This window comes from Gracilibacillus halotolerans (genome assembly GCF_014206945.1).
Classification (GTDB): domain Bacteria; phylum Bacillota; class Bacilli; order Bacillales; family Amphibacillaceae; genus Gracilibacillus; species Gracilibacillus halotolerans.
In genome coordinates this window covers 757,992-777,960 of record NZ_JACHON010000001.1, presented here as the reverse complement: position 1 = coordinate 777,960, position 19,969 = coordinate 757,992, and the positions used below count along the sequence as shown (strand labels likewise).

The following is a 19,969-nucleotide window of genomic DNA, read 5'->3' as shown; positions in this document are numbered from 1 at the left end:
GACTAAGAAGTCTACAATCTCGTTATGAAATCTTGCGTTATTTATCTTAATTGAACCGCCGTATACCGAACGGTACGTACGGTGGTGTGAGAGGATGGAGGTTAATCACCTCCTCCTACTCGATTTACGGGATTATTCATATAGAATTTGTCTAGCTTCTGCGCCTAGCCCCTCGAGATCTTAAATAATGTTATTCTGTGGCAAAAAGGCCCCGCGTCAATCCTTACTTAAGCTTGTCGGAGCTGGTCAAAGCGCTTGTGCTTATCTAATAAAAAATGAACATTATGACCAGCGGTGTTCAAATCTATTGTGATTGTTATAAAAAATCTAGGTTTCTTATTTCATACCACAATCATTTTCATTTAAATATTATCGACGGTTTCATTAAATAGCTACTAGAATACAAGTAATTTAAGAATAAAATGGGATACATACTAATTAATTGTATGAGGTAAAGTTAGGCTGTCTGTCATCGTTCTGGACAATGTATGATAGAATATAATATACTATACACAGAATATAGAACGCGCGTTCGGAGGTTAGGGTTATGGAAAAATATACTGTCGGTTCATTATTTGCAGGTATTGGTGGAATCGATAAGGGTTTTGAACAAGCAGGTGCAGAAATAATTTGGGCAAATGAAATAGATAAAAACGCTTGTATCACATATCGTGAGAATTTTAAGCACACTTTAATAGAAGAGGATATTCGAAAATTGGATGGCAATGATATGCCCGATATAAATATTTTGACAGCAGGATGGCCATGTGTTGCATTTTCAATTGCAGGAAATAGACATGGAATGCATTATCAATGTCTTGTCTGTGAGCATAAGCATAGTGTTTCATATGAAGAATATATTAATGGCGCCGTGTGCCCAGAATGTCATGGTCACACTGATGCAATAGATTCTAGAGGAACCCTATTCTTTGATGTAATTCGCTTCATCCGTGCAAAAAAACCGAAAGCAATCTTCTTGGAGAATGTCAAAAATCTAAAAAGTCATGATAAAGGGAACACCTTTAAAGTGATAAAAAAAATGCTACGCGAAAGTGGTTATCATATTGATAGCAAATTGATGAATACAATGGAATATGGTAATATTCCACAAAACCGAGAAAGAATTTTCATTGTAGGATTTAGGGAAAAAAAGGCATTGGACAAATTTATTTGGCCTAAGGAGATTCCACTTACTCAAACAATTGATGATATATTAGACAGAGATATTAAGCAGGATGATAAATACTATTATACTCCTGAAAGTCAGTATTACAATATGTTAAGAGAAGCGATGAAAAGAGAGGATACTGTTTATCAATTGCGTCGTGTCTATGTAAGAGAAAACCAATCAAATGTATGCCCTACTTTAACTGCAAATATGGGCACTGGCGGTCATAATGTCCCTCTTATTATTGATAACTGGGGCATTAGAAAGCTAACTCCAAAAGAGGCTCTGAGATTTCAAGGTTTTCCTGTTGATGAAAATTTTAAAATGGTCGAAAGGATGGAAAATTCCCATATTTATAAACAAGCAGGAAATGCAGTGAGTATACCTGTAATTAAGAGGATTGCAGAAAATCTAATAGTAGCTTTGGATTTTACTAAGAATGGATTCAAACATAACGAAAATAAAACTGTAGTAACGTTATAAAGTGTATCCTTTGTTGATGTTCAACCCTTGAGTTAGACCAAAATCTAACTTAAGGGTTTTTTTGTATGTTGAAATATGATTTTGCATTTAAGTTAACTGTTGTAAAAGCTTATATAAAAGGCGAAGGAGGGTTCAAACATTTAACAGATACAATGTACCTTCTAAAATTACAATTAGGAAATGGGTAAAAATATATAACGTTTTTGGAACAGAAGAGCTTGGGCGAAAATGGAAAAATAAAACTTATATTGTTCAATTTAAACTGGATGCTTTAAACTATAAAATAAGTACAGGTGAGTCCTTTCGATGTTGCCATTCGTTTTGGGATGTCTGAACCATCTTTACTTGCTAATTGGTATCGAGTTTGGAGCAAGTATGGCGTTGAAGGACTTTCCAGACCAAAGAGGCGTCCATCTATGTCTAAAAGGAAATCAAATAAACCAAACAAAAAATTGACACGTGAACAGGAACTTGAGGAAAAATTGAATTACTTCGTGCGGAGAATGCTTACTTAAAAAAACTCCGAGCTTTAGGGATAGATATTCCGATCCGACTGCGAAAACAAAATCACGTATCATCACGGAACTCCGAAAAGAATTCCAACTAGCAGTTATTCTTAAAGCAATCAATTTTCCTAAGGCTACATATATGTATTGGCAAAAACGTTTAAATGAAGCTGATTCTGATGAAGAAATACAGAAAGAAATCAGTGAAATTTCGAAAGAACATAAAGGTAATTATGGCTATCGTCGAATCACTCTCGAACTAAGAAAACGTGGTTTTATTGTAAACCATAAGAAAGTATTAACGAGTTATGAGAGTGTTAGGAATTACATGTACGAAGTTTACACATAAATCAAGAAAGTATAGTACCTATCGTGGAAAGATAGCAACCAATCGTCTTAATAGACGATTTAATACACCTTTTCTGTTACAGAAAGTGACAACAGATACAACAGAATTTAAGTACTATACACGAGGGGAAAATAATCAAGTGAGCATCAAAAAGACCTATCTTGATCCTTATTTAGATATGTTTAACGGCGAGATTCTTTCTTATCGTCTATCTAAGAAACCAAACGCTAAAGCCGTATTAGATGGATTAAATGAAGTAATAAAGAAAGGTAAGGATGCACAATTTTGTACGAGCATTTAAACGGACCAAGGATGAGCTTATCAATGAACGCCTTTACGAAAACGTTAAATAAATATAAGATTTTTCAAAGTATGTCTCCCCACGGAAACTGTTTAGATAATTCTCCTATGGAGAATTTCTTTGGGGTGATGAAACAAGAATTGTATTATGGAATCGCTTATGAATCGTTTGAGGCGTTAGAACATGCAATATATGAATATATTTATTACTACAACCATAAGCGTATCAAAGAAAAATTGACTGGAATGAGTCCAGTAGAATACCGGAAACAAACCAGCCAATTATCAGCTTAAACATTTAGTCTAACTTTTGGTATTAAATACATGTAAAGGGCATTTTATTATAAAAAAAGCCTAATAAAGGCTTTTTTAAAAAATATATAAGAATTAATTAGTGAAATAGACCTAATGCATGATACAATTTACTCAACTAGTAATTTAAGAGGTGAATATGGATGTTTATTAGAAATTTACAGATTCTTAATAAGCAAAAAACTAACTATTTGCCAGATTGGGTGGTATTCGCATTCGAGTTAGGTTCTTTTTTATATGATCACGGTATTAAATATAGAAAACCTATTAATATATTACTATCGCTACCTAGTGAAAAATATTTTTCACTCCTTATTGCAATGGGAATTGCAGATAAGACCTTTTCGGTTAATAAACAAATGCGTTCTATAAAAAAACAGGTAATGAGTTTAAAAAAAGGAAGCCGTATAATATATCAAGATGAAGATGCTTCTAGAAAGGTATCGGTTTTATCAGTTGAGCCAAGTCCTGTTTTTGATAATGAAATGATACTCTGGATAAAAGATAAAAATATGAGAAGGGCTGTCCCAGAAAAACAATGGATAGATAGACTGATTTTATTAGATGAAGAATCAGACGAAATAAAAAGATCTAGAAAAGTAAGCGAGAAAAAAGAATTAGGCTTAGAGGGAAGCGCCATATTAAGTGAATTATATTCACAAGCTCAATTAAGTAAGGTGTCTTTCTATCCGGGTGATTATTTTTACTTAGTAGGAAACACCTCACAAATAAATGATCAAATGAATGAAGATATATTCATATATAACAGTGTTAAAGGTAATATTAAAGATTTCCTTTATATGGATGATAAAAACAGTTATACGAATGGAAAGTTATTCTCTTCTCAATTGAAGAAAAAGCAAGTAGAGATTGCTATGGACGTTCCAGTAATTTATTCTGATGTAAATAGTTATATTAAACAGTCTCGGTACTTTAGTACAAATCCTAATGTCATTGTTTTAAGCAGAACTGATAATGAAAGTAGAATTCATGAAGTTATAGAGGAAATGAAAAGGAAATTGTTACAAGAAGAGTATAATGTACTCACTCATGAACTAATAGATTTTTTAATATCAAGTAACACAAAAATACCTAAAGGGATTGAATTATTTGTTTGGAGGTAACGCTGTATGAGTTTTAGTAATTTAGTAGACTTATATAGATTAGAGAGTAATATTGTTTTTTCACATGTTAAGAACAGGAAATTATCCTCTTTCGCAGAATATCTTGATTCATATCGTAAAGAAGTCCAAAGTAAATATGATAGTGATCAACATTTAAATGAAGTCTTAAATTTTCTGAGAAGAGTTTTCTTTAAATTGGTTGGTAGCTTCATGCCATATAATAAAGTAATAAGTGAGGAAGTTCAAAATGAACTACTAAAAAGATTTCATCAAATTAAAAATAGTTATCCTGAACTATTTTCTAGTTTAGTAATAGAAATTGCTAAAACATTTAAAGATATAGCAGAAACAAATGAAAATAGTATGGTTGAATATCTTCAGAACTATATAAATAATTTAAAAGGTTCTAACAAGATAGCAATTGTAACTAAAAGAGCATTGACTGTAGAAGAAAAAAATAAATTCGTTTTAGCGATTGAAGAGAGTCATAAAATAAATTATTATACTGAAAATAGTTTTAGAAAAGAGATTAATATATACGATGAAGTATTATACATAGGAAGTCCAAATTACTTTGGAGAATACGTTAGAACTATATTTAAAGGGTTAAAAACTATTTTTGTTTCTTATGATATGTTTGCTAATTCGATGAGTCCTAAAAGCGGATTTAAGGACATAGATACTAAAGGTGTATACAGTACTATTTATGAAAAAGTTGTTATCGGTAAGCCAATTGAAAAAGAAGTATTGATAAATTTTGAAGAAAAAGAGTTATTAAACAATGCAGTTAACAAACTTTTAGATGAGCAAATAAGTTCAATAAGTAATTCTTCAGATGCTATTGAAGCGAGTATAGTTTATTTAGAAAATGACCGCTTCTTATTTGCACCTCAAGATTCTAAGATTCGTGTGTTTTTTCCGGAAGAGAAAAGAAATTTTATTAAACAAAAGAATTTTAAAGATTTAGAAGAAGACGATTACATAGTAGTAAGAAATGAAAGTGATACAAAATTGATTGCAGAAGTAGCTGACCAAATACTGGGGTCGAAATCGATTAAATACAGAGATTCGCAGAAAAGATGGAAAAAAAGACTTCGTTATAACGTTGAAAAGAAAGGAATAAATCGTGTAAGTCAAATTCTTAGTAGAAAATATGGTTTAAAGACTGCATCAACTGTATCGATTAGAAATTGGTGTAATGAGGATTCCATAAGTCCAACTGAATTACAGAAGCTATTGAGGGCCTTAAAATTCACTGAAAATGAAATAAAAGAAATATATAGTAGAATGCAAGAAATTAGGCGTGCACATTTAAAAGCTGGTAGGTTAATATCAACCAAATTAATGAGTGAACTATCAACTGAAATTCTACATGAATTGAAGGAGCAAGGCTATTACACTTTCACATCTCGGGAATTTAATGGAGCCTCTTTTAATATTGAAAGGGTAGTCTCAATAGAATTTTCTAGTTATCTCATAGCCCCTTATAATCTAATGAAAGCAATAGAAATTGATTAATTATTAAAGGAGTTATTTATATGCCTATTACACTGGAGAAGTCACTGAAGAATCGTGAAACAGTATTAAATAATGTGAAAGAGGAAATTATTGGTCCAGGACAAATTAGAGAGAGCTATACAAAATTTAATCCTGTCGGTACTACAGAGTTCCAATCGAAAGAAGAACTGCGTAAGCCGTATTATTGGATAGTCGGAAGAATAAAAGAAGAAATACTTCAGAGAGAATCTCCAACTCAAAGATATGTTAGTGGACTACTATTTCCCTTGGGTACTAGTGAAAATGAAGATGTGTCTTTTGATACTCTACTCGATAAAGAATCTGTCGAAGAAAAAGATGTTAAAAAACGGGATGAATTATTCGAAATTACAGAAGGAATAGAGAACACTGAAGACGATGGCGAGGTGGAATTGTTCCCGCAAAGAAATGACTTTATGCCCTCCACAATGGGATTAACCTTTTGCGTTAATAAGAATTTACCAAACTTTACTGTTAAAATTCAAGGTGGAACTTACACTCCTCATAATGTAAGAGTAAAGGGGGAAAGTAACACTATACAATGGTGGCTGAGAGAATCTCTTGAAGGTATTTGGAATGTTCCTATTCATGATTTACTTAAGAATAGACAAATGGATACAGTTGTAGAAATGAAAAATAAAAAAGAAGAAAAGATAAATCATTACAAGATACAATTTTTAGCTCGCATTAGAGAAGTAAAGGGCAAATATATAATAACTGTAAGTGTAACTAACCGCTCAGATGAAAAAGGTATTAATAGACAACAGTTGGCATTGTTTCAATCTGAAATGAGTATAAGCACACCAGATAATCACTCTTTTTCAATTTATCCTAGGCAGTATGAGATGAAAAAATATATAAGTGATGAAGAGGCATCAACGGAATTACTTTATAGAAACGAAGGTATTTATGCGTTTGGACATGGTTGTGCAGCTCATTGGGAGCAGAATCGTACTAATATAAAAGAAATATCTACGACTTTTATCCCGGAGTATGAAACTCTTAGTATGAAACCAGACGTATACTTAAAACAAGGAAATAAGAATATTGAATTAAAAATTAAAATGAGTGACTTGGCAGGAATATCTTCTAATAAACACCCAGAGCAAATACTAAAACCTTTAGTAAATGGATATGAAGAGTGGATTAATAACAAGGAAAAGGAAATAAAGGACAAAATTCCTGAAATTTTACGTCCAGCCGCTAAGGAACATATGAGATTATGTAAAGAAAGCCTAAGAAGAATGAAAAAGGGTCTAGAATTACTGCGAGAAGAAGAGATTCTTGAGGCGTTTCGTTTAGCCAATCTTGCCATTCTTTTGCAACAAGTAAACGGAAAAGATAAACGTTTTGGTGTTATTGAAAACAATCAAATACTATTTAATAAAACATATTCTGAAAATACAAATGATGAAATTAAATTGAAAGATGCAAAAAATACATGGAGAGCATTTCAGATTGCATTCATATTACTATCAATTGAATCATTTGTTAATGAGAAAAGTAAGGCAAGGGAAATAGTAGATCTAATTTGGTTTCCAACTGGTGGAGGGAAAACAGAGGCTTATTTAGGTGTTGCTGCTTTCCAAATGATTTTAAGAAGATTAAGAAACCCTATGGATGCGGGAGTAGATGTATTAATGAGATATACATTGAGACTGCTAACTGCTGACCAATTCCAAAGATCTTCTAGACTTATTTGTGCTCTAGAGTACTTAAGAAGCAAAAACCAAGAAAAATTAGGAGAAATACCGTTCTCAATTGGCATTTGGGTTGGTTCAAAGACAACGCCTAATTCTAATAAAATCGCTAAAAGTAACCTAGCTAAACTACAAAAAAATAATAAAGATGCGCAAGAATTTGTAGTAAATAATTGCTCGTGGTGCGGAGCCAATTTAGGGTTTTATGATGAAAAGGGTAGTAAAAAGAAACGGTATCTGGGTTATAAAATTGATAATAATACACTAGCAATTCATTGTCCGGATAAAAATTGCCATTTTCACGAGGAATTACCAATTTATATTGTTGATGAAACAATATATGAGAAACGCCCAACGTTTTTAATAGGAACAGTTGACAAGTTTGTACAATTAATTTGGAAGCCACAAGCAAGGTTGCTATTTGGAATTGACACTAACGGTGAAAGGTTTATAAGCCCTCCATCATTAATTATTCAAGACGAATTGCATTTAATTTCTGGCCCATTGGGAACACTTACTGGATTATTTGAGACCTTGATTGAAGAACTATGTTTAAAAAAAGTTGATGATGACGTTATTAAACCTAAAATTATTGCCGCTACTGCAACAATTAAACAGTTTGAGGAACAAGCGCTTGCCCTTTTTGGAAGAAAAAACTCAATGTTGTTTCCAAGTCCGGGGTTAGAAAATGAAGATTCTTTTTTTGCTACACCAGCAATTGATGAGAAAACAGGGAAACCAATGCCTGGTAGAAAGTATGTGGGGATTTACACTCAAACCGTTCGTATAATGATGTCTCAAGTTATGTCTTTTTCCTCAATTCTTCAGTCTGCAAATGAAATAGAGCAAGTAGAGAGGGACCCTTATTGGACATTACTTTCATTTTATAATACACTTCGAGAATTAGGTGGAGGCCTGACTTTGACTCAAACAGACATTCCGCAATATTCAACTTCAATGTCAATGAGGAAGGGTCAAAAAGATCTCCGCTTTATAAATAACTATTTAGAGTTGACTTCAAGGAAACAAAGTCATGAAATATCTAAGACAATTGATGATTTAAAAGTAGAATATGACAGTAATAAGAAAAACATCCGCGATTCTGCAATAGATTTGTGCTTAGCATCAAATATTATTGAAGTAGGAGTGGACATTGACAGACTTTCTGTAATGGCTATTGTTGGACAACCGAAAATGACTGCACAATATATACAGGTTAGTGGACGTGTAGGTCGTCGTTGGTGGGAAAGACCCGGATTAATATTTACTCTTTATTCAAATACAAAATCAAGGGATAAATCACACTTTGAGCATTTCAGAGAATATCACCAAAAGTTATATGCTCAAGTAGAACCGACAAGCGTTACTCCATTTTCTGATTCTTCTCTGGAGAGAGGACTACATGCTGTAATAGTTGGATATCTTCGACAAGCGTTAAATGACGATATTGCTAGAACTCCTGATTGGAATGAGATTAGTAAGAATTTGAATGATAAGATTGTTCCTTTTTATAACCGTTTAGTGGAGAGGGCGAAACTAGTCGATCATGAACAAGTTGAAGAATTGAAGAGTAGATTCCTTACAATACTAAAGAGGTTAGAAAACGGCAATTATACTGCATGGGAAGTAGATTCAAAAGTGGATGGATATATGTACCCTGCAGGTACAGTTTTGCCGCAAACCATGAAGAATAAGGCGGAGTCAATGATAAACTCAATGAGAAATGTAGATTCTGAGTGTAGAGGACTCATTGTTTCTATATATAATTCAGAAGATACTAGTGAAGATGATAATAGTTGGGAGGGGTTGTTTTCATGAAAGACCTACCTTTAAGAAGAGGACAGCTTGTTACAACATTTGGTCCCGGTTCACTTGTAATTAGTCCTGAAGGTGAATCTGCAATGATTGGATCTCTTGATAAATGGTACTATGATAAGAATGAAAATCCAATAAATGCCTTAGATGAATTTGAAATTCAAGAGCCGAGGTTAAGGTCATTATTAAGGGTTGATAAACTATTAATGCCTCCCGATTATAGACCGAGTTATAAATATAAAAATGCTGGAGATGCACTAACTCAAACTAACACAGATATATATATTCCTTTACTGCGGTTTCCTACTTGGCATTATTGTCCAGTATGTAAGACTTTACACCAATCAGAGATGTCTAACCGAACAAGTTGGCTAGATTGTAAATCATGTAAAGAGCGAAGAAAAATGATTCAAGTACCATTTGTAATAGTTTGTAATCAAGGACATATATTTGACTTTCCTTGGAGAGAGTGGGTTCATAAAGACGAGCACACTACTTGTAATGGACAAATGCGTTTAATAACTACTGGAGGAGCAACACTGGATTCCCTTAAGGTTAGATGTAGTTGTAACAAGGAAAGGCCATTGAGAGGGATTATGACAAGAAAAAGTGATACAACTGATGACGAAGAAGGTATCAGTGAATTAAGTAAGAGGCTAAATGAAAATGGTAATTTATTTAAATGTCCTGGTCACAAACCATGGTATGGTTCACTTGAAGAAAAGGTAAATTGTACTTCATATCCTGTTGCAGTCTTGAAAAATTCAATAAATGTATACTATCCTAATACAATTAGTGCAATTTATCTACCGGGGGAAAACCCTGAAGTAGAAAGATTAATTGATATGTTTGAGAGAAATGGGGTAACATCTTCTTGGCTAAGTGTGGCTGACAAACTTGAGAAAAAAATGGATATTGTTAAAAAAATGTGCCCTCCTGAGATTCAAGAGTACAACCAATCAGATATTGAACTTGCAATACTTTACATTGAAGGTGGACTAGATGATGAGCAAACGGAAGAAAAAATATACTCTAAAAACACAGAAAAGGAATTGAGAAAAAAGGAATTTGAAACACTTGTCAATGAAGTAGATACCAGAAACTTAAAGGTAAGAAAAGAATGGGATTCGAGTAATGCCAAAGATGATGATATTACTAATAAATTTACCCTTATTAATAGAGTTACAAAATTAAAAGAGACTATTGCTTTAACTGGATTCAATAGACTCACTACAGATGACGATGAATCTGGTAGAGATAAAGTTGAAAGAGGGAAAAAATTATTATTTAAGAATCCTGACTTACAGGAAAATAATTGGCTTCCATCCTACAAGGTTTATGGAGAAGGTATTTTCTTTACATTGAGTGTTGAGAAACTTGTTGCTTGGGAGCAAAGGCCCGATGTTAAGAGTTATTTTAATGGTTTAATTACAAGGTCTGAGAAAAGTAGGGTAAGAATAGATGAATCAATTCTTAAACCTAGGAATGTTTTGATTCACACACTTGCCCATATCCTAATCGATGAACTTGCACTTACTTGTGGTTATAATTCTGCTTCAATACGCGAACGTCTTTATATAAATGATGAGCAATGTGGAATTTTAATCTACACCTCTTCAGGAGATATAGATGGAACATTTGGGGGCCTTGTTAGAATGGGGAAAAAGGAAAATTTCTTTCCTGTTGTTGATAAGGCAATAGAAGAAGCAAGGTGGTGCAGTTCTGATCCAGTTTGTTCTGAGATTGGTAAAGCATCTGGACAAGGTGTTAATAACCTAAACGGTGCTGCATGTCATAGCTGTTCTTATTTACCAGAAACCTCCTGTGAGTTAGGTAATCTCTTTCTAGATAGAACACTAATAATTGATCCAAAGTTTGGTTTTTTTAATGTATAATTTAAACTTACCTGAGCTTGTTTTATTGGGTTTAGGTAACTTATTGTAGCTGCTGTCTGTATTTTTTATGACAGTAGCTTCTTTAAGTTCCGTTAGCCTCGACATTTGTTTTAGTGTTTACGCTTTTTGCATGATTACTTTTACAACCGGTATGTCAGCAGGTGCCCATATGATAGAATTTAAATTTTCTTTAGGTAGCCATATTAACTTCGCATGTTCGGTAGAGTGTGGTATTCCTTCAATTATTCTGGTATGTAAACAAGTTAAGTGAACAATGAATGACTCATATTCATGAGTATGTTCATGGATAACTTCACCAGCAACAATTTTACATTGTAACTCTTCTGTTATTTCTCGTTCTAATGCATCATGTAAGCTCTCACCTACTTCTACTTTACCTCCTGGAAACTCCCATTTGTTAGGAATGGACATATCGTGCGACCTTAAAGCACATAAAATTTCATTATTTTCATTTTCTATAACAGCTGCGACTACATTAATGGTTTTCTTCATAATATTCTCCCTGTGACATTTGTTTATTGCTATAATAGCATGTTACAAATAGTGAATCTAGCTGAAAATATACACAGCTTGAGAGTTTGTTATATGATTTTAAAAGAGAAAAATAATGAGAGAATAATTCTCTATTTTAAACTTTCCAGAATATGATTTCGATTAGATAATGAAGCTTACAAAGCAACAATTTCATGATATGATAAATGATAGAGAATACCATTAACTTCGAACAAATTTAAAATATACTTAATAGTACATTTAAGAATATACAAAAATAGGATATATTTACGACAACCAAGAGGAGGGGGAATAGATGACAGATCATATAAAAGAAAAATTAGCAGTTCTCCCAGCCCAGCCAGGCTGTTACTTAATGAAAGATAAGAATGGAACAGTAATTTACGTAGGGAAATCAAAATTATTAAGAAATCGGGTTCGCTCTTATTTTATGGGAGCCCATGATAAGAAGACTCAACGATTGGTACGAGAAATAGTTGACTTTGAATATATTGTAACTAGTTCAGAAATCGAAGCGTTAATTTTAGAGATGAATTTAATAAAAGAATATGATCCCAAATATAACGTGTTATTAAAGGACGATAAGTCGTATCCATATTTAAAGATTACAAACGAACGACATCCTCGGCTTATTATTACTAGAAAAGTTAAAAAGGATAAGGGTAAATATTTTGGTCCTTATCCAAATGTTTTGGCTGCTAGAGAAACGAAGAAATTATTAGACAGGCTTTATCCATTAAGGAAATGCAACAACCCTAAAGGAAGATATTGCCTCTACTATCATATGAATCAATGTCTAGCTTGTTCTGACACACCACCACATAAAGAAGTTTACCAAAAAATCACGCAAGAAATCTCAACTTTTTTAAACGGCGGTCATCAGTCAATTAAAAAAAATCTACAAGAAAAGATGTTAAAAGCTTCGGAAGAATTAAATTTTGAACGTGCAAAGGAATATCGAGATTTAATTCACCATATAGAAGCTGTGATGGAACAACAAAAAGTTACTTTAAATGATCGTACAGATAGGGATATATTTGGCTATAGCTATGATAAGGGCTGGATGTGTGTCCAAGTATTCTTTGTAAGACAAGGCAAGTTAATCGAGAGAGATGTTTCAGTTTTTCCTTTCTTCGATGAGGCAATTGAAGCATTTCATAGTTTTATTGGGAGTTTTTACTTGCATCATCACCATCCAAAACCAAAGCAAATTCTTGTACCGATCGAGACCGACACAGAATTGATAAATAAACTATTGGAGATTGACGTGCATGCACCTATGCGAGGTCGTAAAAAGGAATTGACTAATTTAGCATATAAAAATGCCAAAATTGCGTTACAAGAAAAGTTTCAGCTTATTGAACGTGATGAGGAGAGAACAATTAAGGCGGTAGAAAAACTCGGTGAAGTACTTCATATTGAGACGCCATATCGAATCGAAGCGTTTGATAACTCCAATATTCAGGGGACGGACCCAGTTTCCGCTATGGTAGTTTTTATCGATGGAAAACCAGCTAAAAAAGAGTATCGTAAATATAAAATTAGAGATGTAAAAGGCCCGGATGATTATGATACAATGCGGGAAGTAGTAAGAAGAAGATATACTAGGCTTTTGAAAGAAAAAGCCCCACTTCCAGATCTTATTGTAGTGGACGGCGGGAAAGGTCAAATGTCTGCTGCGCTAGATGTACTAGAGAACGAATTAGGTCTGTCTATTCCTCTATGTGGCTTGGCAAAAGATGATAAACACCGAACTAGTGAATTATTATATGGTGACCCACCAACACAAGTTGAAGTAGATAGACGATCACAGGAATTTTATTTAATTCAGCGGATTCAAGATGAGGTCCACCGTTTTGCTATCACATTTCACCGTCAGTTAAGGGGGAAAAGTGCCTTTCATTCGAAATTAGATGGTATAGAAGGCGTAGGACCGCAGCGTAAGAAACTATTGCTTACTCATTTTAAATCGATAAACGAAATAGCTAAAGCAGAGGAAAAGGATTTAACTAAATTAGGGATTCCTGAGCCTGTTGCAAAAAGTATACTGAAGAAATTGCAAGAAACATAGAAGATTTAATGCGAAAAAAACACCGATTAGGATATGAGACTCCTGAGTGGTGTTTGTTTCATTTGTTCGTAAAAGAAAGTATTAATGTGTGAATAGGGTCTAATAATGTCGACTTATTCATAGATAGCTTGTTAGATTTGTCGAGGTTCTACAAGGTATTAGTCGACATGTAAAATAGCATGCAGAAAAACCTTATCTTTTTTAATCTCACTCGTACACTCACACGAAATCGCAGTAATACGTGATATTGTTTCAGCGATAAATCCTAATTCTATTTGAAAATCAATATTCTCGAAAGTAGACAATCTAGATTGTACAATGTCGCCTGAAAGCTCAAATATATATTTTTTTCTTTTTTCTTGTAGGAGGACTAATTCGCCCCAGCCACTATGTAAAAAGAATTCGAATAATTCTTCAAAAGATTCGCATTCAGCTTTTCGTGCAAGGTTTTTACCTAAAACATAAAGTATAATTCCAGCGTCTTTACCGAGCATATCCGGTAGACCGACATAACGTAATAAATCATAACCACTACTAGTGTTTCGTAGATTTGCTAGGACAGTTGCTATATGTGTCTTTTGTTCAGTCAAAATGTGAACCCCTTTCTTCCGTCTCCTAATTCTATTATCTCTTTTTTTACAAGAATGTGCAACGGATTAATGAGAGATAAAACCAAAAAGAAACCGCATTCGTTTTCTTGACGCTTTCATTCGATAGAAGTACAATAAAAGTTGTAACAATGTACGTAAACTAAGGGATGGGAATATTCGCTTTAAGCATGAAAACGATGAGCTATTGCGAATGGATAAAGCGCTTTAAAAGCGTAAAGAAGATTGTTACAGAGAAAAGATTACATAATTTAAGGGGGGTACAAATTGGAGAACAGGGATTTTTTCTATCGTAGATTGCATTCTTTATTGGGAGTTGTTCCAATCGGGATCTTTTTAATTCAACATTTAGTAGTCAATCATTTTGCTGTGTACGGTCCCGATAGCTTTAACAAAGCGGCACAGTTTATGCATGACTTGCCATTCCGAATATTATTGGAGATATTCATTATTTTTATCCCTATTTTATTCCATGCGATATTAGGAGTGTACATTGTTTTTGTTGCTAAAAATAATGTGAGAAGGTATGGCTTTTTCCGTAACTGGATGTTCTATTTACAACGTATTACGGGAATTATTACCCTTATCTTTATTATTTGGCACGTTTGGGAGACAAGAGTACAAATAGGAATGGGAACAGAGGAACTAGATTATAGCCTAATGGAAAATATTTTAGCAAGCCCAGTAATGTTTTGGTTCTATGTGATTGGTGTAGTTTCTACAACATTCCACTTTGCGAATGGATTATGGAGTTTTCTCGTTACTTGGGGAATTACCGTTACTCCACGTTCACAACGAATTGCAACATATGCTACGCTAATTGTTTTCCTTGCAGTAACTTATATAGGTATTAGAGCTCTATTTGCGTTTGTGTAGATTGATAGATTCAGAGGCTGAAAGAATATATAATGACAGACAAAGGGGGAGTGAGCACTCATGAGTGATCGTAATATAGTAATAGTTGGTGGTGGTCTTGCTGGATTGATGGCCACGATAAAGGCAGCAGAAGCAGGTGTACATGTTGACTTGCTATCCATTGTCCCGGTAAAAAGGTCTCACTCTGTTTGTGCACAAGGTGGAATTAATGGTGCGGTAAACACAAAAGGTGAAGGAGACTCACCTTGGGAGCATTTTGATGATACGGTTTATGGGGGAGACTTCTTAGCAAACCAACCTCCTGTAAAGGCAATGTGTGAGGCAGCGCCTGGTATTATCCATATGCTTGACCGTATGGGTGTAATGTTTAACCGAACTGACGAAGGTTTATTAGATTTCCGTCGTTTTGGTGGAACACAACATCACCGAACTGCCTTTGCAGGTGCAACAACAGGACAACAGCTATTATATGCTTTGGACGAACAAGTTCGTCGTTTTGAAGTACAAGGATTAGTTACAAAATATGAAGGTTGGGAATTTATCTCGGCTATTATCGATGATGAGGGTGTTGGGCGAGGTGTCATTGCTCAAGATATTAAATCCCATGAATTAAAAGCATTTAAAGCGGATGCAACCATTATTGCTACAGGTGGCCCTGGTATTATTTTCGGTAAATCGACGAACTCGGTTATTAATACTGGATCTGCTGCAGCTGCACTTTACCTTCAAGGTGCAATATATGCAAATGGCGAGTTTATTCAAATTCACCCAACAGCTATACCAGGTGATGATAAACTTCGCTTAATGAGTGAGTCTGCACGTGGAGAAGGTGGCCGTATTTGGACGTATAAAGACGGAGAGCCATGGTACTTCCTTGAAGAAAAATATCCAGCTTATGGTAACTTAGTACCACGAGATATTGCTACACGTGAAATTTTCGATGTATGTGTGAATCAAAAACTAGGTATTAATGGCGAGAACATGGTTTATCTAGACCTATCACATAAAGATCCGAAAGAATTAGATGTTAAACTTGGTGGAATTATCGAAATCTATGAAAAATTCGTTGGAGAAGATCCACGTAAAGTTCCAATGAAAATTTTCCCAGCGGTTCACTATTCTATGGGTGGTTTATGGGTCGATTATGATCAGATGACAAATATTCCAGGAGTATTTGCTGCTGGAGAGTGCGATTATTCTCAGCATGGAGCAAATCGACTAGGAGCGAACTCCCTTCTATCTTCTATCTATGGTGGAATGGTAGCTGGACCAAGCGCAATTAAATATATCGAAGGCTTGGAGAAAACCGCGGATGACATCCCATCTTCTGTCTTTGAAAATCAGTTAAAAGCAGAAGAAGACCAGTTTGAAGAATTGTTAAATATGCGTGGAGAAGAAAATGCCTATCAAATTCATAAAGAACTGGGCGAATGGATGACAGATAATGTTACAGTAGTTCGAGAAAATGAAAAATTACTTCGTACAGATGAGAAAATCCAAGAGCTCCAAGAGCGTTGGAAAAATATTAATATGGATGACACATCTCGTTGGAACAACCAAGGTGTAATGTTCACTCGACAGTTGAAGAACATGCTTCAATTAGCTCGCGTTATTACGATTGGAGCTTATAATCGTAATGAAAGCCGAGGAGCACATTACAAACCAGAATTCCCAGAACGTAATGACGAAGATTGGTTAAAAACGACAATGGCTAAATATGATGCTGTTAATGATAATCCAGAGCTTTATTACGAGGAAGTAGATGTGTCACTGATTGAACCACGTAAGCGTGATTATTCTAAGAAAAAATAGAAAGGGGTAACGAGAATGGCTGAAGAAACGATTACACTGATAATTACCCGACAAGATGATCCAGATTCGGCAACTTACGACGAAACATTTAAAGTGAAATATCGAAAGAATATGAACATAATTTCAGCTTTAATGGAAATTCAAAAGAACCCACAAAATGCGGATGGGAAACGAGTTGCACCTGTTTCTTGGGAATCTAACTGTTTAGAAGAAGTCTGTGGTGCTTGTTCTATGATTATCAACGATGTTCCTAGACAAGCTTGTTCTACGCTCGTTGATAAATTGGAGCAACCAATCCGGATTGCACCGATGAGTACGTTCCCAGTTGTACGTGACTTAGTTGTTGACAGAAGCAGAATGTTCGAATCGTTGAAAAAAGTTAAAGCTTGGATCCCTATCGATGGAACATACGATCTTGGACCAGGACCTAGAATGCCTGAAAAGAAACGTCAATGGGCATATGAATTATCAAAATGTATGACATGTGGTGTTTGTTTGGAAGCTTGTCCTAACGTAAATAGCAAATCTGATTTTATTGGACCTGCACCACTTTCTCAAGTTCGTTTGTTTAATGCTCATCCAACAGGAGAAATGCATAAAGGAGAAAGATTAGATGCATTAATGGAAGATGGAGGTATTACAGGTTGTGGTAACTCACAAAACTGTGTCCAGGTTTGTCCTAAGGGAATTCCTTTAACCACTTCTATTGCTGCATTAAATAGATCTACCAATTTGCAATCCTTTAAGAATTTCTTTGGTAGTGACAATGCTTATTAATCGAACAAAAAGTTCAGTAGCTAAAATAGCTGCTGAACTTTTTTTCTTAGTGAAGAAAAGAAAATGCGAGGATAGGCTAATGACGGGAACACTATACTACTTCTCACATAATATGAAAGTGACTAAGTAATTACCCTCTGCAAAAAAATGCCCTAAAGTCAGCAAGGAGGGGTTCACAGTTGAAGGATAGTGAGTACAGGCCAAAGCAATTATTAACGAAACGAGAGCGAGAAGTATTCGAACTATTAGTCCAAGATAAAACGACAAAAGAGATTGCACAGGAACTTTTCATCTCCCAAAAAACAGTTCGCAACCATATATCAAATGCTATGCAGAAACTCGGCGTTAAGGGACGCTCGCAAGCTGTGGTCGAGCTTATTAGAATGGGCGAGCTAAAGCTTTAAGTAAATACCAGTTATTCTGTTTGGAATAACTGGTATTTATAATGAGCGGTTTCATGCTTTCAAAAACTAAGAAACAGTAGTAAGATGTATAAAAAAATAAAAGGACGGGAGAGAACGTCATTGTTTACATACGATATTGATAACGATATTCGCTTAAAACTACCCGAGTTAATGGATGCAGAAAGAATCTTTACACTTACTGATAGGTCTAGAGAGACGCTTCGAGAATGGTTGGGCTGGGTAGATCACACGAAAACGATAGAAGATTCCAAAAATTTTATTAGAATATGTCGTAGTGGTTTTTTAGCAAATAATAGTATTACTACGTTTATCGTTTATAATGATAAAATCGTAGGAACAGTAGGTTTTAATGAATTAGATTGGTTAAATGAAATTGGCCATATTGGTTATTGGCTTGATTCCGATTATGAGGGTAAAGGAATTATGACAAGAGCTGTTAAGGGCTTAATACATTATGGTTTTAACGAGCTTCAACTTAATCGGATTGAAATAAGAGCTGCTACTGAGAATAAAAAAAGTCGTTCAATACCTGAAAGATTAGGCTTCATGAAAGAAGGAACTATCCGTCAAGGAGAAAAAATCCAAGATCGGTATGTGGATCATGTAATTTATGGAATGTTAAAGAACGATTGGAAACAAAAATAGGTGGAAAGTACTTTTTCAGCTGATTTACTTGACGGTAGTCGATAAGTTTCAACTGGCTATGATATGATTATATGCGTAATAATTAACTGAAAGAGAATAAAGAGGCGATGGAATGAAACAGTCAATTGGAGTTATTGATTCAGGTGTTGGTGGCTTAACAGTAGCTAGTGAATTAATCCGTCAGCTACCGAAAGAATCCTTTATATATGTAGGAGATACGAAACGTTGTCCATATGGACCAAGACCAGAAGAAGAGGTTATTCAGTTTACAATGGAAATGGTCGATTTTTTAATGGATAAAGACATAAAAATGTTAGTAATTGCATGCAATACAGCTACTGCTTATACATTGGATTTGTTAAAGGAACAATTACCAATTCCTGTAGTTGGTGTAATTCAACCAGGTGCAAGAGCTGCGATTACTAGTACGAGGACAGGAGAAGTAGGTGTTATTGGTACAGAAGGGACAATCTCATCTGGTTCCTATGTCCATTCATTGAAAAATATAGACACTACAATTAATGTACGTGATTTAGCTTGTCCAAGGTTTGTGCCTTTGGTGGAGAAGGGTATTGTGTCCGGCCAAGAGGCTTATGATATTGTGGTAGAATCATTGCAACCACTGTTACCGTATAAGAAGATGGATACGTTAATCTTAGGTTGTACACACTATCCAATGATTACCGAACTAATACAAGAAGTTATGGGACCAGCAGTAACTGTCATTTCATCAGGTGAGGAAACTGCTAGAGAGGTAAGTACAATTTTAGGATATCGAAAGAATTTGTATCAAGGTGATGAATTACCAACATATCATTTTCATACAACCGGCGACGTAGGTAAATTTCATGCGATTGCTTCTCGCTGGTTAAAACAAAAAATAGATGCGGTGAGCCGAATCTCACTAACAAAATTAGAAGGTATGGGAGAAATTTAATTTCCATACTTTTTTTATGGTTTTAGGATAAATCTGTATTTAAGAGGAAGAGGCATTCAGAAATAAATGTTTTATTTTATTAGTCTATTTTCACCG

The 19,969-nt window shown here is 34.5% G+C and carries 17 protein-coding genes; 15 read left to right on the top strand and 2 right to left on the bottom strand.

Annotated features, from left to right (window positions below; translation table 11 throughout):
* The first annotated feature begins 547 nt into the window (after positions 1-547).
* The 8 genes from GGQ92_RS03905 to drmB all read left to right on the top strand — a co-directional run bounded on the left by GGQ92_RS03905 (position 548) and on the right by drmB (position 11,188).
* Positions 548-1,651: a DNA cytosine methyltransferase gene (locus tag GGQ92_RS03905; protein ID WP_184244724.1), complete on the top strand. Its 1,104-nt coding sequence runs from the start codon at positions 548-550 to the stop codon at positions 1,649-1,651.
* Positions 1,652-2,299: 648 nt separating this feature from the next.
* The gene (locus tag GGQ92_RS03900) at positions 2,300-2,506 is read left to right on the top strand and encodes an IS3 family transposase (protein WP_184244723.1); all 207 of its coding nucleotides are present in this window, start codon (positions 2,300-2,302) and stop codon (positions 2,504-2,506) included.
* The gene (locus GGQ92_RS03895; RefSeq protein WP_184244720.1) at positions 2,472-2,807 is read left to right on the top strand and encodes a hypothetical protein; all 336 of its coding nucleotides are present in this window, start codon (positions 2,472-2,474) and stop codon (positions 2,805-2,807) included. The genes GGQ92_RS03900 and GGQ92_RS03895 overlap by 35 nt, the downstream gene beginning before the upstream one ends.
* A 23-nt stretch (positions 2,808-2,830) precedes the next feature.
* Positions 2,831-3,100 carry an IS3 family transposase gene (locus GGQ92_RS03890; RefSeq protein ID WP_184244718.1) on the top strand — a complete coding sequence of 90 codons (270 nt, stop codon included), beginning with the start codon at positions 2,831-2,833 and terminating at the stop codon, positions 3,098-3,100.
* Between the two features lie 161 nt (positions 3,101-3,261).
* On the top strand, positions 3,262-4,242 hold the full coding sequence (locus tag GGQ92_RS03885) for a hypothetical protein (RefSeq protein ID WP_184244716.1): 981 nt from the start codon (positions 3,262-3,264) through the stop codon (positions 4,240-4,242).
* Between the two features lie 6 nt (positions 4,243-4,248).
* Positions 4,249-5,760 carry a DISARM anti-phage system protein DrmE domain-containing protein gene (locus GGQ92_RS03880; protein ID WP_184244714.1) on the top strand — a complete coding sequence of 504 codons (1,512 nt, stop codon included), beginning with the start codon at positions 4,249-4,251 and terminating at the stop codon, positions 5,758-5,760.
* Positions 5,761-5,780: 20 nt separating this feature from the next.
* On the top strand, positions 5,781-9,296 hold the full coding sequence (locus GGQ92_RS03875; protein WP_184244712.1) for a helicase-related protein: 3,516 nt from the start codon (positions 5,781-5,783) through the stop codon (positions 9,294-9,296).
* Entirely contained in the window at positions 9,293-11,188 is a 1,896-nt protein-coding gene (drmB, locus tag GGQ92_RS03870) for a DUF1998 domain-containing protein (RefSeq protein ID WP_184244710.1), read from the top strand. Before GGQ92_RS03875 ends, drmB begins: the two co-directional genes overlap by 4 nt.
* 117 nt (positions 11,189-11,305) lie before the next feature.
* Here drmB and GGQ92_RS03865 read toward each other — a convergent pair whose 3' ends face one another.
* Positions 11,306-11,701 (bottom strand): (deoxy)nucleoside triphosphate pyrophosphohydrolase, encoded by a 396-nt coding sequence (locus GGQ92_RS03865; protein WP_184244708.1) that lies wholly within the window; start codon positions 11,699-11,701, stop codon positions 11,306-11,308.
* Positions 11,702-12,017: 316 nt separating this feature from the next.
* On the opposite strand from GGQ92_RS03865, the gene uvrC reads away from it, so the two are divergent.
* The gene (uvrC, locus tag GGQ92_RS03860) at positions 12,018-13,793 is read left to right on the top strand and encodes an excinuclease ABC subunit UvrC (RefSeq protein WP_184244706.1); all 1,776 of its coding nucleotides are present in this window, start codon (positions 12,018-12,020) and stop codon (positions 13,791-13,793) included.
* Between the two features lie 158 nt (positions 13,794-13,951).
* Here the strand turns inward: uvrC and GGQ92_RS03855 are convergent, their stop codons facing one another.
* Positions 13,952-14,383: a DUF2507 domain-containing protein gene (locus tag GGQ92_RS03855; protein WP_184244704.1), complete on the bottom strand. Its 432-nt coding sequence runs from the start codon at positions 14,381-14,383 to the stop codon at positions 13,952-13,954.
* A gap of 285 nt (positions 14,384-14,668) precedes the next feature.
* Here GGQ92_RS03855 and GGQ92_RS03850 point away from each other — a divergent pair, with 285 nt between their 5' ends.
* From GGQ92_RS03850 to racE, 6 genes are all read left to right on the top strand, one after another.
* Positions 14,669-15,277, top strand: coding sequence for a succinate dehydrogenase cytochrome b558 subunit (locus GGQ92_RS03850; RefSeq protein WP_184244702.1), 609 nt, complete (start codon positions 14,669-14,671; stop codon positions 15,275-15,277).
* Positions 15,278-15,337: 60 nt separating this feature from the next.
* Positions 15,338-17,089, top strand: a complete 1,752-nt coding sequence (gene sdhA / locus GGQ92_RS03845) for a succinate dehydrogenase flavoprotein subunit (protein ID WP_184244700.1) — start codon at positions 15,338-15,340, stop codon at positions 17,087-17,089.
* Positions 17,090-17,104: 15 nt separating this feature from the next.
* Positions 17,105-17,866, top strand: coding sequence for a succinate dehydrogenase iron-sulfur subunit (gene sdhB / locus GGQ92_RS03840; RefSeq protein WP_184244698.1), 762 nt, complete (start codon positions 17,105-17,107; stop codon positions 17,864-17,866).
* A 179-nt stretch (positions 17,867-18,045) separates the two neighbouring features.
* The gene (locus tag GGQ92_RS03835) at positions 18,046-18,270 is read left to right on the top strand and encodes a helix-turn-helix domain-containing protein (RefSeq protein WP_184244696.1); all 225 of its coding nucleotides are present in this window, start codon (positions 18,046-18,048) and stop codon (positions 18,268-18,270) included.
* Between the two features lie 120 nt (positions 18,271-18,390).
* Complete coding sequence (locus GGQ92_RS03830) at positions 18,391-18,936, top strand: GNAT family N-acetyltransferase (RefSeq protein ID WP_184244694.1); 546 nt, start codon at positions 18,391-18,393, stop codon at positions 18,934-18,936.
* Positions 18,937-19,048: 112 nt separating this feature from the next.
* On the top strand, positions 19,049-19,873 hold the full coding sequence (gene racE / locus GGQ92_RS03825; RefSeq protein ID WP_184244692.1) for a glutamate racemase: 825 nt from the start codon (positions 19,049-19,051) through the stop codon (positions 19,871-19,873).
* Positions 19,874-19,969: the final 96 nt, after the last annotated feature.

Bases quoted from the DNA above. Each gene is read 5' to 3' on its own strand.
- GGQ92_RS03905 (WP_184244724.1), top strand. From the start codon at position 548: ATGGAAAAATATACTGTCGGTTCATTATTTGCAGGTATTGGTGGAATC.
- GGQ92_RS03900 (WP_184244723.1), top strand. From the start codon at position 2,300: ATGTATTGGCAAAAACGTTTAAATGAAGCTGATTCTGATGAAGAAATA.
- GGQ92_RS03890 (WP_184244718.1), top strand. From the start codon at position 2,831: ATGAACGCCTTTACGAAAACGTTAAATAAATATAAGATTTTTCAAAGT.
- GGQ92_RS03885 (WP_184244716.1), top strand. From the start codon at position 3,262: ATGTTTATTAGAAATTTACAGATTCTTAATAAGCAAAAAACTAACTAT.
- GGQ92_RS03880 (WP_184244714.1), top strand. From the start codon at position 4,249: ATGAGTTTTAGTAATTTAGTAGACTTATATAGATTAGAGAGTAATATT.
- GGQ92_RS03875 (WP_184244712.1), top strand. From the start codon at position 5,781: ATGCCTATTACACTGGAGAAGTCACTGAAGAATCGTGAAACAGTATTA.
- drmB (WP_184244710.1), top strand. From the start codon at position 9,293: ATGAAAGACCTACCTTTAAGAAGAGGACAGCTTGTTACAACATTTGGT.
- GGQ92_RS03865 (WP_184244708.1), bottom strand. From the start codon at position 11,701: ATGAAGAAAACCATTAATGTAGTCGCAGCTGTTATAGAAAATGAAAAT.
- uvrC (WP_184244706.1), top strand. From the start codon at position 12,018: ATGACAGATCATATAAAAGAAAAATTAGCAGTTCTCCCAGCCCAGCCA.
- sdhA (WP_184244700.1), top strand. From the start codon at position 15,338: ATGAGTGATCGTAATATAGTAATAGTTGGTGGTGGTCTTGCTGGATTG.
- sdhB (WP_184244698.1), top strand. From the start codon at position 17,105: ATGGCTGAAGAAACGATTACACTGATAATTACCCGACAAGATGATCCA.
- racE (WP_184244692.1), top strand. From the start codon at position 19,049: ATGAAACAGTCAATTGGAGTTATTGATTCAGGTGTTGGTGGCTTAACA.